Annotated in this window: 12 protein-coding genes and 1 rRNA gene; all 13 read right to left on the bottom strand. The window is 37.8% G+C overall.

From position 1 onward, the window contains the following. Nucleotides 1-126: 126 nt before the first annotated feature. The gene (locus AC106K_RS04855) at nt 127-564 is read right to left on the bottom strand and encodes a hypothetical protein (RefSeq protein WP_482443525.1); all 438 of its coding nucleotides are present in this window, start codon (nt 562-564) and stop codon (nt 127-129) included. 13 nt (nt 565-577) lie between these two features. After that, complete coding sequence (locus tag AC106K_RS04860) at nt 578-1,291, bottom strand: hypothetical protein (RefSeq protein WP_482443526.1); 714 nt, start codon at nt 1,289-1,291, stop codon at nt 578-580. Between the two features lie 3 nt (nt 1,292-1,294). Then, a complete protein-coding gene (locus AC106K_RS04865) occupies nt 1,295-1,756 on the bottom strand; it encodes a hypothetical protein (RefSeq protein ID WP_482443527.1) in 462 nt (153 codons plus the stop codon). Continuing rightward, on the bottom strand, nt 1,753-1,986 hold the full coding sequence (locus AC106K_RS04870) for a hypothetical protein (RefSeq protein ID WP_482443528.1): 234 nt from the start codon (nt 1,984-1,986) through the stop codon (nt 1,753-1,755). Before AC106K_RS04870 ends, AC106K_RS04865 begins: the two co-directional genes overlap by 4 nt. Before the next feature lie 34 nt (nt 1,987-2,020). Continuing rightward, entirely contained in the window at nt 2,021-2,563 is a 543-nt protein-coding gene (locus AC106K_RS04875; RefSeq protein WP_482443529.1) for an STM3941 family protein, read from the bottom strand. 125 nt (nt 2,564-2,688) lie between these two features. Further along, a complete protein-coding gene (locus AC106K_RS04880; protein WP_482443530.1) occupies nt 2,689-4,404 on the bottom strand; it encodes a HAMP domain-containing sensor histidine kinase in 1,716 nt (571 codons plus the stop codon). 91 nt (nt 4,405-4,495) lie between these two features. After that, nucleotides 4,496-5,605, bottom strand: a complete 1,110-nt coding sequence (locus tag AC106K_RS04885) for a sensor protein KdpD (RefSeq protein ID WP_482443531.1) — start codon at nt 5,603-5,605, stop codon at nt 4,496-4,498. Nucleotides 5,606-5,661: 56 nt separating this feature from the next. Further along, nucleotides 5,662-6,747, bottom strand: a complete 1,086-nt coding sequence (locus tag AC106K_RS04890; RefSeq protein ID WP_482443532.1) for a porin — start codon at nt 6,745-6,747, stop codon at nt 5,662-5,664. 62 nt (nt 6,748-6,809) lie between these two features. Beyond that, nucleotides 6,810-7,367: a K(+)-transporting ATPase subunit C gene (gene kdpC, locus AC106K_RS04895; RefSeq protein WP_482443533.1), complete on the bottom strand. Its 558-nt coding sequence runs from the start codon at nt 7,365-7,367 to the stop codon at nt 6,810-6,812. Between the two features lie 10 nt (nt 7,368-7,377). Next, on the bottom strand, nt 7,378-9,417 hold the full coding sequence (kdpB, locus tag AC106K_RS04900) for a potassium-transporting ATPase subunit KdpB (RefSeq protein ID WP_482443534.1): 2,040 nt from the start codon (nt 9,415-9,417) through the stop codon (nt 7,378-7,380). A 177-nt stretch (nt 9,418-9,594) separates the two neighbouring features. Continuing rightward, complete coding sequence (gene kdpA, locus AC106K_RS04905) at nt 9,595-11,289, bottom strand: potassium-transporting ATPase subunit KdpA (protein WP_482443535.1); 1,695 nt, start codon at nt 11,287-11,289, stop codon at nt 9,595-9,597. Between the two features lie 439 nt (nt 11,290-11,728). Then, nucleotides 11,729-13,054, bottom strand: coding sequence for a sigma-54-dependent transcriptional regulator (locus AC106K_RS04910; protein ID WP_482443545.1), 1,326 nt, complete (start codon nt 13,052-13,054; stop codon nt 11,729-11,731). 853 nt (nt 13,055-13,907) lie between these two features. Continuing rightward, nucleotides 13,908-13,984, bottom strand: a 5S ribosomal RNA gene (gene rrf, locus AC106K_RS04915); the annotation flags it as partial.

The raw sequence follows: 13,984 nt of genomic DNA on the forward strand, positions 1-13,984 counted from the left end.
CATTTTCTTTACACACAGAGAGACTATACAACATGATGCCCGTTTTTGATCGCAAAGGCATTTCATTCAGCTAGAGGATCCAATCAGCATTCTTGGCTAAGTGTTAACGCCGCTGCAAACGTAAAATTAAGGAAGAATAGTAATCGTAAAATATTTACTCCAGGTTTCAAACAGCCCCTGAAGTCCATATACCATAAAAAAAGTAAGTAAAGGAATTCCAAAAAATGCGGCCAGAGAAAATACAAATGTGTAAGTTCCGTACGTTTTAACAAATGGAATCAGTTTATCAACCATATTATTAATTGACAAAAGGAATAGCAGGTAAACGATCATCATCACATTCCCGATCACCAGAAAAGCAAAAAAAGTACCTACATTTTCAATCTTTTTATCTACATCTACGACACTCAGAATACATGCCGTAATAAGGATTAACCCTGAAAAAGTCAACATAAGTCTTAGCATCGTCTTTTTCCAGGTCTTTTTCTTTTTACGGGAAAACTGAAAATAATACAGATTGGCCAGCCCAAAAACTGAAAGGACATAAATAATAAAAATTCCCATTGGCTAACGGTATTTATTTCAGGTTTTTATAGTTCTTTTCTACACTAAACAATGTATTAGAAATATTCCCGGCAAATTCTGGATCTCTATTTTCAAAATAAAAAAATCCTTCTTCAAGACTGGTCTTGTTTTTTCCAATCCAGGAATTGATTTTTTTTATGTCGTCTTCTTTGAAGTCCTTGAAATTTTTCCTTTCATAAATCAGATCAAAGTAATAATGATCAATACAATCAACAAGAACTCTGAATCCGTTTTTCTGAAAATCAGTTTCCCAGCATTTCAACATTCGGTCAAGGTCTCCGGTTATTTTATAGATCCCGGTAAAGGCTTCATGATCAAAATAAGGTTGGGTTTCTATACGATGCTGCCACCATTGCCAAAGAAAAGCTTCAACGGCAGATCTTTCATGTTCCGGCCACGTTCCAAACTTTCCATATTCTAATTTACCTAACAGGGTATCAGTATAGGCTATAAAACCTCCCTTCGCATAAATTTCCAGTATTCTGGGGAGGAAATGTTTAAAATCTTCAACATTTCCCCAGGTGGTCAAAGCTTTAAATACATACCTTAAAAGATCATGCTCTTCCAAATCTCTCAATGGCCTGATGTGAAGCTTTTCCTTATCTGTTTCCGAAACACAGCACGGACATCCGTTCATCTTAGGCACAAGCGGATAAGTAGAGAACGTCTCATAAAGATATTCAACGGATCTTTCTAATGCATTCATATATTATTTAAAAACAATGATCGTATAGGAAATGGTCTCTTCTGTTTTCGGCAAAATCAACCTTATATGTTCTTTATTATTGTAATAGTCAACATAAGGTTCTTTAGTAATGATTTTTCCTTTCTCCTTTTCTTTATATCCCGCTTCTTTTATAATTCTTAGATATTGTTCGTATTCGTTTTTAGTTTTAAATTCAAATTCAATTCTGTCACTTGATTTTTCTGTAGCATATTCAAATTTTCCGACCTTAGATTGATAATCCGGACTTTCATATTCATTCAATACAAATCCCAAACCTTCTGTTCTGTCATAAAATTTAAAATTCAACTGCTTCATTTCCTTTTTAAACTCAGCCATCCCCAGTTTGTTGAACCCTTTCAACTGTTCTATTGTGAAGGTCTGTGCAGAAAGCTGAACACTCAAAATACAAAATAATGCAAGTAACCCATTTACAGTTCTCTTCATCTTATTAATTTGTCACAAATATAATTAGCTTTATCTTCGGTAAGATATGTTTTGTTCTTATATTCTTCTCTTGCTTCGGCTATTCTTTCTTTTTGGGCTTCATTAAGAATATAGTCATTCTGATCCAATTCAAAATCTAAGATTTTCTGAATTTCTTCAACTATTCTGGCTTCTTTTAGTTGAGTAATGCGATTGATTAAGTCAAGTTTTAAATCTGATGTGTTCATCATCAATGAATTGATAATCAAATTTATAAAATTTCATTTACCCTTTATAATAGTTTCTTGGGTTTCTTTTATCCAAAAGACTGTAAGGCCTAATCTTATTTTGAAGCAGTTCCAGTAAGACCTTCACTTTTACATTCAGCATATCTGTCTGGATACTGTATTGAATACTCTCCGAGTTCAGGGCCAGCTTTGAAAAAATAGCATTCAATAAACTGGAATTTTTCTTTGGGTGCTTAAGGACAATATGAATAAACTCGGCTGTTTTGATCCAGAAATGCTTTATGTCCGAGGTGCAAAAGAGAAGAACGTCATCAAAATCGATGGTCGTCGGTTTTCTCAATACATTATAAATGATCAACTGCTGGTCAGTAATGGTCAATAAAGGTTTTCTCCGGAATAGCAACAGGCCAGCATAAACAAATCCAAATGCAAAAAGGACAAGGGCAAGATAAAGAACACCAGCAAGCGGCAAGTTTTCCTTTCCAAAATCGATGCGCCAAAGTCCCAAAGTGAAAATCCCCGAAAGGATCATCAGGAACAGGCTTTTGATTTTACTGGAATAGAAATGAACTTCCTTCATGCTTATTATACTAGGATTGAATTTTCTTAGATTCAAATATATAAAACTTTAGAAAAATCAGGACTATTCTGCAAAAAATAACCCTTACAGGATTCACCTATAAGGGTTGATTGTATCTAACAATTTTATGACACCGGCAATCTGAAATAGAATGTGCTCCCATGATTTAAAGAGCTCCTTACTCCAATTTCGCCATGCTGTTTCTCAATGAAATTTTTTGAAATGGCCAGGCCAAGCCCCGTACCATTCTGATGTTCCCCGGGAACCTGAAAATAGCGGTCAAAGATCTGACGATGGTATTTTTCATCAATACCGCTTCCGGTATCTATAATACTGAATTGAATGAAGGTATTGTATTTTTCCACCAGGATCCGTATTGCTTCATCCTGAAATGAATGTTTCACGGCATTTGTAAGGAAATTATTCATTACCCAGACTGTTTTATCAAAATCAGCCATTACAAGGTCACTGTCTTCTTGCAGGAACTCTGTACTGATGGAAATATTTTTCTGTTCGGCCAGCTTTTCAACATTTTTCACAGCTGCCTGTACAATATCTTTGGGAGAACATTTTTCTACCGTCAATCTGATGTTTCCGGATTCAACCTGAGAGAGATTGAGCAGTTCCCCTGTAATGTCTAATAAACGCTGCCCGTCTTCGTTGATGCTCTTCAGAAGTTCCTGTTGCTGTTCATTCAATTCCCCGAATTTTTGGTTGCCGAGTAACTGTACTCCCATTTTTATGGCGGAAATCGGTGTTTTCAATTCATGGGAAATGGTAGCAATGAAATTGGTTTTGGCAAAATCAAGCTCTTTGAAAGGGGTAATATTTCGTAACAAAATTACTTTTCCGATATTTTTTTTCTCTTTTTCCCCTGTTTTGATGATATTAATAGGAACTATATCCTGTTCGAAATAGTTCTCTTTATTATCACGGACAATCTTAATAGGATCTTTTACCGGATGGTCTATATTTTTCAACAGTTCCCGGATCAGATCATTGTTGATCGCCACTTCATGAGCTGTCTTTCCTATGATCTCTTCTTTATGAAGATTGGTAATCTTGAGCGCTTCATCATTGATCATATAGATAAAATGATTTTCGTCCAGACCAATGACAGCATCGTGCATATTGTTGACCAACGTTTCAATCCTTTTTTTATCCATCAGCTGTTTGGAGAGTGTACTGCTTTCATACTCCTGCAGTTTCTCTGCCATTGTGTTGAATGATTCTGCAAGCCCACTGAATTCTTCACTTCCTTTGAAATGTACCCTTTCATTATAATTTTTATCAGCAATCTGTCTGATACTGAACGTAAGCTGATTGATAGGCTCCGCAATAGTCTGAGGTAAATTGAACAACAGAATAAAAGCGATCAGAAAGCATACGGTTCCTAAACTCACGATCCAGAAAGTTGCATTTTCTGCCGTAATGATGGCAATATCACTTTTACGTTCAATGCCTTTCATATTCAAAGACATGATTCTGGCCAGATCTTCACGGATCAGTTTTTCTTTATCGGAAGTAGGTTCTTTCAGGTAACTGCTGAAGTGCAGATTCAGATTCTGAGTGGCTTCTTTCTCTCCAAATTCAGTAAGATTCTTTTCCTGTAACTTATTATTTTTCTGAAAATCGGCTACGGCAACGGTACTGTCTGTACTGATATTATCCAATGCCAGAAGCATATTTTTGGAAAACTCCAGACTGTTGTAATTGGCGGTAAGGATCTTTTCGGTATCGGATTTTAATTTGTTGATATATACAGAACCTATCACTGACAGCAAAACGATCAGCAGAAATAAAAGGCCAACGCCTAAGGTAAGTTTCGTTTTAAGTTTCATATGAAGATACTTATTGCTTTTTAAAAGACATATGCAATCGCGTCATCTTTATCGGTGTTTGTGTTTCCAAATCATTGCGATTTTATTACATTTAAGATAAAATAATAATATCTATCTGTCTTTCATTCAATCGGTTCATCAGGGTATAGATCCAGCTATATCCCAACAGCCGCTGCCAGAATTTTGCATGGGGTTTTCCAATACAGACGGTCGTGATATTGTGAGCGATCACATATTCCAGAATTCCGTTGTGAACACTGTTTTCTTTGATCCGGACCACTTTTGCCCCTAATTCCTGTGCTAAATTAAAATTATTAATCAAATACCTCTGCTTATCCAAAGCAATTTTTTCAGGATTCTCAGAAGGTTTCTGAATATAGAGAACCGTCCACGGACTGTTGTAATAGCTAGCCAGTCTCGCCGTTTTCCGAATGATCGTTTTGGCAATCTTCTCATTGCTGCTGATGCAGGCCAGGAATTTTATAGGTTTAAAGTTCTCGGTCTTGATTTCAGTTTCTACTTTTCTTTCTACGTGAGTAGCCACTTCTTTTAAGGCCAGTTCCCGAAGCTGCAGAATATGTCCGCTTTGAAAAAAGTTCGTAAGGGCTGTCTGAATTTTCTCTTTTTTATAAATTTTACCTTCCTTCAGACGGGTCAGCAGTTCATCGGCAGTAAGGTCTATATTTACTACTTCATCCGCCAAAGCCAGAATTTTATCTGGAACTCTTTCAGCCACCTCTATTCCGGTAATTTTCTTTACTTCTTCATTCAGGCTTTCAATATGCTGGATATTCATGGCACTGATCACATTGATCCCGTTATCAAGAATTTCCAATACATCCTGCCATCTTTTTTTATTTTTGGAGCCTTCTACATTGGTATGGGCCAGCTCATCCACCAGGACTACTTCAGGGTGTTCATTGATAATAGCCTGAAGATCCATTTCTTCCAGATTTTTTCCTTTATAAAAAACCGATTTTCTGCCAATCTCAGGAAGACCTTCTACAAGGGCTACCGTTTCTTCCCGGTCGTGGGTTTCGATATAGCCAATCTTTACATCAATGCCATTTCGTAAAAGAGAATGCGCCTCCTGAAGCATACGGAAAGTCTTTCCTACGCCTGCACTCATCCCGATATAGATTTTGAATTTTCCTTTACGGGACTTTTGGATCAGTTCTAAAAAATCTTTTGCTGATGACATTGATTTTATTCTTTTTAAATTTATTTTAAGCACTTTTTCCTGTGGCTAAACCCATTTTAAAACCATACCGCTAAACTGGATGTTATGAAGAAATTTCCTTTTTTAAATTCATCGTTCTTCACAAAAATAGCATCTTTAGATGTAAAACCTCTTGCCTCTGTACGAAAAACCACATTTTTGAAAACAGCATAATCCACATTCAGAGAATACCCGAAAGTCTGGAATCCGTTGGGAGTTCCGGTATTGATGATCACTCCTTTTTTATCATTATAATACTCCAGTCTTCCAGCGAGTGCCCATTTATCATCAAGCTGGTATTTCATCTGTACGTTCGGACTGTACCAGATATTATACTGCTCACTTCCTTTCATCTTTTGTTCTGCGCCAATATCAAATCCCAATAAGGCTGAAAACCGGTCTGTCAGTTGAAAGCTTCCATAAAGATCGTGAAAGTAACGCATTCTTTTATCTTCTTTTACCTTGTCGTTCCCAATGAAGGAACTGCTGTTCAGGGTAATTTTATCATTCGGTTTATAGGTTACCTGATGACCAAAAGAAATACTCTGATTTCCTTCCGGTTTTGCAATACGCTGCCAGCCATTCAGGATCAATCCGCTTACAAACCATTTCCCATTATCTGAGGTATAGGAAACTTTAGCTCCTGTTTCAAAGTAAGGCGAATTTTCTGCAGCAAAACTTCTTGTCAGATTGATATTATCTTTTCCTATAGCACTTTCCCAACCGATATGAGAAGGCATGATCCCTACATCCACCCATAGATTTTTGGTTTTTGAAATTCTGATTCCTATGTTTGCCTCGTTAATATATCGAAGCCCTTGCTGTTCTGCAGCCATGTTATCCTGAGCATAAGCTCCTGCCATCAGAGCCAGATTGGCACGCAGGTTTTCCGTTTGATAGGCGGCTTTTACCAGCCCCAGGTTAAGATTCACTTCATTATGTCTGTTATATGAGTATAAAAAATTCTGACGAAGATGATTATTTGGATTATTAAAATCATAGGTATAAAAAAGTTCTGCATAAGCGGAAAATGTAAGTTTATTTCCTGTTTTTAATGAATCTGATGACTGTGCTTTGGAGAAAAATAGTCCTAATAAAGCACTTATAACTAGATATTTTTTCACGTTAGTTGAGAGGATGTTAACCGTGTCTGGGTTTAAAACCTTGGCACACGGTTAATGGTTAATTATTTTAATTGATCCAAAGCGATATTAAGCTTTAGGACATTCACTTTTGATGGGCCGAAAAGTCCAAGCCATGGCTTTTCAGTCTGAGTATTGATTACATTTTTGATCTGTTCTTCAGAAAGATTTCTCTCTTTTGCGATTCTCTTTACCTGATATAATGCACCTTCTTCAGAAATATCCGGATCCAGGCCGCTTCCACTTGCGGTTACAAGTTCTACCGGAACTTTTTCATTTCCCATGCCAGGGTTTTTCATTTTTAAAGTATCAATTCTTTTCTGTACAGTTTCCAGGTATTCTTCATTACTTGGACCTTTGTTGCTTCCCCCACTTCCTGCAGCATTATAGTTGACGGAAGAAGGACGCCCATGGAAATATTTGTCAGATTTGAATTCCTGCCCGATATTGGCATAGAACTTCTGCCCTTTATAATTAATGATCTCTGCATTTCCCTGAGTAGGTAAAATTTTTGAGCCTCCATAGACAATACCCAAATAAATACCTACAATAATCAACATCACAAGCGTTAATCTGAATGCTGAAATAATATGATTTTTCATTTTTTTAATTTTAATAGAATAAACTGATTATCAAATCAATGATTTTGATTCCGATGAAAGGAACAATAACTCCTCCCAAACCATAGATCAGAAGATTTCTTCTCAACAATGCACTGGCTCCGATCGGTTTGTAGGCTACGCCTTTTAAAGCGAGCGGAATCAGGAACGGAATGATCACCGCATTGAAAATAACCGCAGATAATATGGCTGTTTCCGGGCTGTGAAGATTCATAATATTCAGTTTCTGAAGGGAAGGAATAAATGTGATAAACAACGCCGGAATAATGGCAAAATACTTTGCCACATCATTGGCAATACTGAATGTCGTCAATGTTCCTCTCGTCATCAGCAGCTGCTTTCCGATTTCTACAATTTCGATCAACTTGGTAGGGTCATTATCAAGGTCAACCATATTTCCGGCTTCCTTGGCAGCCTGTGTTCCGCTGTTCATGGCAACACCTACATCTGCCTGAGCCAATGCCGGAGCATCATTCGTTCCATCCCCCATCATCGCTACCAGCTTACCTTCATGCTGTTCTTTTTTGATATAGTTCATTTTATCTTCAGGTTTTGCTTCGGCAATAAAATCATCTACTCCTGCTTTCTCTGCAATAAATTTTGCCGTTAAAGGGTTATCTCCGGTTACCATCACTGTTTTCACCCCCATTTTTCTCAATCTTTGGAAACGTTCCTGGATACCGGTTTTAATAATATCCTGAAGTTCAATTACTCCCCATACTTTCTCATTAACGGCGACCACCAAAGGAGTTCCTCCGTTTTCAGAAATTTTGGTCACAGCATCCTGGGTTTCCTGAGGGAAAAGATTCCCGGTTTTTTCAGTCAGTTTTTTTATCGTGTCATAGGCACCTTTTCGGATTCTTGTGTCTTCAAAATCGATTCCGGAGGTTCTGGTTTCCGCTGTAAAATCTATATAGATTGGATTGGGAACCAGTAAATCTTCTGATTTCAGCTGGCTAAGTTCAATAATAGATTTTCCTTCCGGTGTTTCATCCGCTACAGAACTCAATGCAGAGGCTTTAATGAAATCTTCAAGCTGAATTCCGTTAGCCGGGTGAAATTGTGTTGCTTTACGGTTTCCGATGGTGATGGTTCCTGTTTTATCAAGCAAAAGAACGTCTATATCTCCTGCAGTTTCCACCGCTTTTCCACTTTTGGTAATTACGTTGGCTCTCAAAGCTCTGTCCATACCCGCAATCCCGATTGCAGAAAGCAGTCCCCCGATCGTTGTCGGAATGAGACAGACGAAAAGTGAAATAAATGCCGCAATCGTAATGGGAGTCTGCGCATAATCTGCAAAAGGCTTTAAAGTGAGGGTTACAATAATAAAGGTCAGGGTAAATCCTGCTAACAATATGGTTAATGCGATTTCGTTGGGTGTTTTTTGTCTTGATGCTCCTTCTACAAGGGCAATCATTTTATCCAGGAAAGATTCCCCGGGTCTTGTTGTTACTTTTACTTTTATTCTGTCTGACAATACTTTTGTACCGCCTGTTACAGAACTTTTATCTCCTCCGGCTTCACGGATCACGGGAGCACTTTCGCCGGTAATGGCAGATTCATCAATGGTTGCCAGCCCTTCAATGATCTCGCCATCCATCGGAATCTGATCTCCGGCCTCACAAAGGAAAATATCTCCCAATTTCATTTCTGCAGACATTTTCAGCGCAGTTTCTACCTGAAATCCGGGTTTGTTATCTAGCACTAATTTAGCAGGGGTTTCTTCACGGGTTTTTCGGAGCGTATCGGCCTGTGCTTTTCCCCGGGCTTCTGCAATGGCTTCTGCGAAATTGGCAAACAGAACCGTAAAAAATAATATGATGAATACTAAAAAATTATACGAGAAACTTCCCTGGGTTTTATCGCCAGTGAGGCTGAACATGCTTACGATAAACATCACAACTGTTCCGATCTCCACCAGAAACATGACTGGATTTTTAAACATAATTTTCGGATTCAGTTTCACGAAAGACTGTTTGATCGCTTCGTTTACCAAATCTCTTTGAAACAATGTTTGTGATTGATTTTTCATTTTTTTTGAAAGAGTTTATATCATTAAATCAATAGTAACCATCAAGGTCAGCGAACTGCAGGGAAATGGAAATGGATAATATTATGGTGAACGTTTCAGTAAGTATAAGACTAACTTCCTCAAACATTTCAGCTTCCTTAATGGTTTATTATTGATCTTAATTTTTACTGTTTATATTTATTTTGAGAAATACTGGATTTGCTCTGCAATAGGGCCTAATGTCAATGCCGGGAAGAATGATAAGGCTGCAATAAGCAGGATAACCGCCAATGTCATAAAGCCGAAAGTAGCTGTATCCGTTTTCAGTGTTCCTGAGCTTTCCGGGATGAATTTTTTCTGTGCCAGTAAACCTGCTATGGCCACAGGGCCTATGATTGGGATAAATCTTGAGAGTAACAGTACAATTCCTGTTGAGATATTCCACCATGGGGTATTGTCTCCAAGTCCTTCAAATCCGGATCCGTTATTGGCTGAAGAAGAAGTAAACTCGTACAGCATTTCACTGAAGCCATGGAAGCCCGGATTGTTCAGTGTTTTTGCTCCAAATTCCGGCAGATAGGCAGTTAACGCTGTCCCTACAAGAATCAGGAACGGGTGAAACAATGCTACAATCATCGCAATTTTCATTTCCTTGGCTTCAATTTTCTTACCCATAAACTCCGGCGTTCGTCCTACCATCAAACCGCTGATAAATACGGCGAGAATGATAAAGATGAAATAGTTCAGAATTCCGACACCACAGCCTCCGTAGAAACAGTTGATCATCATCGCCAGCAGTTCATTCATTCCTGAAAGAGGCATTGTACTGTCGTGCATAGAGTTGACAGAACCTGTTGAAATAACGGTTGTGGCAATACTCCAATATCCTGATGCAGCGCTTCCGAATCGGATTTCCTTTCCTTCCATTGCGCCCAGACTGTTATCTGCTCCCATCTTTGTAATGAGAGGATTTCCTCCTGTTTCGTTAACAATGTTGGGAACGGCAAGTGCCAGAAAACCAACGGTCATTACCGTAAAAATCACCCACGATAGTTTTCTTTTGTTTAAATAAAAACCTAATGCAAACACCAATGCAAACGGAATGATCATCTGAGTGACCATCTCTGTCATATTCGTTATATAATTTGGATTTTCAAGCGGATGGGCAGAATTGGCACCGAAGAAACCACCTCCATTGGTCCCTAAATGTTTAATCGCTACAAAAGCAGCTACCGGGCCTCTGGAAACGTCTATTTTATTGCCTTCCAGCGTGGTAATATGATCTTTACCTTCAAAGGTCATCGGGCTTCCGTTCATAGAAAGGATGAAAGCAACAATTACACTGATCGGGATTAAGATTCTGATCATCGATTTGGTGAAAAAATCATAGAAATTACCTAATTCCGTAGCTGTTTTCTCTTTAAAAGCTTTGAAAAGAACAGCCATTGCAGCCATTCCCGTTGCGGCAGTGACAAATTGTAAAAACATCAAATAAAGCTGACTCAGATAACTTACTCCCGTTTCTCCTGAATAGTGCTGTAAGTTACAGTTGACTAAAAATGAAATGGTTGTATTGAAAGCCAGATCAGGAGACATATTGGGATTCCCATCCGGATTTAGAGGCAGCCAGGCCTGAGTCAGAAGAAGAATGAAACCAATGATAAACCAAACCAGATTAATAGCCAGCATGGCATACATATTCTGCTTCCAGTTCATCTGACGATGGGGGTTAATTCCCGATATTTTATAAATTAACTTTTCAATGGGTTCGAAAACCGGATCTAGAAAAGTTCTTTTGTATCCATAGACATTAGCAATATATTTACCTAAAAATATTCCGATAACTAATGTGATAGCAAACATTGCTATGATGCCTAAAATTTCTGTATTCATGATCTCTAAAATTTTTCAGGTTTCATTAAAACATAACAGATGTACACAAAGGCAAGTATTGAGAGGAAAAATAGACTCCACATAATTTTATATCTTATCAAAAAATTCAACTGATTTATATAAAAGCCAGAACAATACTGCAAAGAGCAGAACTAAACTTATCAGCATCATATCTTTATCATTAAGGTTAAAAGAGTAAACAATACGTACGATACAATCAGCAAACTAAAAGTAGAATGCTCCCGTTTTTTAAACGTTTTTCTTGAAATTGTCATTTTTAAATATTTTATTCAAACCTGATATGCCAAAAGAAATTCCAAATTGAAAACGGATCAATTAAAAAACTGATTTACAACATATTAAACACAATTTAACTTCAGTATAAAAACAGAAAAGCCTATCAAAATGATAGGCTCTTTATTAAAATGATAAAATGTATTTATTTCAATCCGTATTCTTCCAGTTTACGGTATAAGGTGGCAATACCAATCTCAAGAAGCCTGGCTGCTTCTGCTTTGTTTCCTTTGGTATACTGTAAAACCTTTTGAATATGGATTTTTTCTAGTGATCTTATACTTAAAGAATCACTTTCCGGAACCGCTTTTTCTGAATAATGAGGAAGACTATCTGTATCCAGTACATTATTGTCCATCAAAATCATACTGCGCTCCACAGCATTTCTCAGCTCACGGATATTCCCTTTCCAATCGTTTTTCTCCAGGGTTTTATAATAATCCGCGGTTACTTCTACAGAGGTTAAATGCAATTTATGAGAAAACTGGTCAATAAAATTTTTAGCCAGCATTTTTAAGTCCTCTTTTCGTTCCCGGAGTGAAGGAAGGATAATCTCAAATACATTCAACCTGAAATAAAGATCCTCTCTGAAATTACCGTTCTTTATCTCTTCTTCAAGGTTCCTATTGGTAGCTGCAACAAGTCTAAAATCAGATCTTGAGACCTTCGTTTCTCCCATTTTGATAAATTCTCTGGTCTCCAGTACCCTGAGCAGCTTTGCCTGGAGTTCTATGGGCATTTCACCAATTTCATCCAGAAATAAAGTACCTCCGTTTGCCTCCTCAATTAAACCTTTCTTATCCTTTATTGCTCCCGTGAAAGCCCCCTGTTTATGACCAAAGAGTTCACTTTCCAGAATTTCCTTGCTGAAGGCTGAGCAGTTGATCGCTACAAAGTTATTTTTCTTCCTCTCACTCCCCTCATGAATCGCATTGGCAAAAACTTCCTTTCCAGTACCTGTTTCTCCAGTTAAAAGAACTGCAGCATCCGTCAAAGCAACTTTCTCAGCAAGCTTTTTTGCCTGTAAGATAGAGGGAGACTTACCAATAATCTGCCCAAATCCTTTAGCTACATGAATCTGCTGACCTGTTCTTGATCTGTTATCCTTTACTTTTTCCAGGGCTTTGTACACCAATGGGATAATTTTCTCATTGTCATCTCCTTTTACCAGATAATCATAAGCCCCATTCTTCATAGCCTGTACAGCATCCGTGATATTACCAAATGCCGTCATCAGAATAATCTCCAAATGCGGATATTTCGTCTTGATCGATTTTATCAGCTCCACTCCGAAAGCATCAGGTAGGCGGACATCGCTCAAAACAACATCAAAATCATACTGCTCAAGCATTGTCATTGCTGACCGTGCCGTAGAAGCTTCTTTTACATTAAAATTCTCTTGGGAAAGGATCATTCCTAATAACTTAAGGAGCTTGATCTCATCATCGATGATCAGAATGTTTCCGGACATCATATTTATTTTTGGAAAACTAGTACAAACTTATTGATTTTATTCGAGTAAAACAGGATAATAGAAGGAAATAGTTTTTTGAACCACACATGAAACTTCAGGAGCTTCATCCCGCTATCCACTCATACTCCTCACGCCATTGCTCTTCCCTACCAAATCCTATCGCAGCCCAACCAAGTTGCGGGGTAACCGTTACTATCGGGGCTAGGGGTCGTGTAATATATCAATAGTAATGGGAAGTTGAACAATATTCTTTCTATAGCCTTTCAAGGGTTAGTATTATTTCAGAATGCCCATTATAAAACAGGATTACAGGTCTCATGATGCGGATTTCCAAACCTAACAGGTTTTAGAAACCTGTTAGGTTTAGTCTGTGGGTATATCAGGTAAAAGAATGGATTGTGGATAAGTAGTCTTGGATCCCTCCGGGATGGAAAAGTGCAGGGGAAGAGGTATGCTGGTCTTACAGGGAAGATTGCTATGTTAGTAAAAGGAAAAGTAAAAAATGGTCTGCAGAATATATAATGAACTTACATTTCATCATTCAATAGGGACGGGCTTTAGCCCGTTCTCATTAAAAAAATAATTCCATAGGCTTTAGCCTAAACTTATAGCCATCAATATTCTGGCTCAAGTAAAACATTCCCTGAATAGGTGATTATTTAATATTTGGAAGAGAACAGTTTGATAACAACAGTAATGATATAAGGAATAGAACTGGGATAAATTCAGAACAAAGAACAAAGAATAAAGAACAAAGAGTAAAGAGGGGTAAATCCTGAGAGTAGGCTTAAGTATAAAGCAAAAAAAATCCTCTATCTTTCGATAAAGGATTTTTTAAAAATAAAATAAAAACTGGCGGCGGCCTACTCTCCCGCGTTAGCAGTACCATCGGCGCTGGTGGGCTTAACTTCTGTGTTCGGAATGGGA

Source organism: Chryseobacterium sp. FR048 (assembly GCF_056844665.1).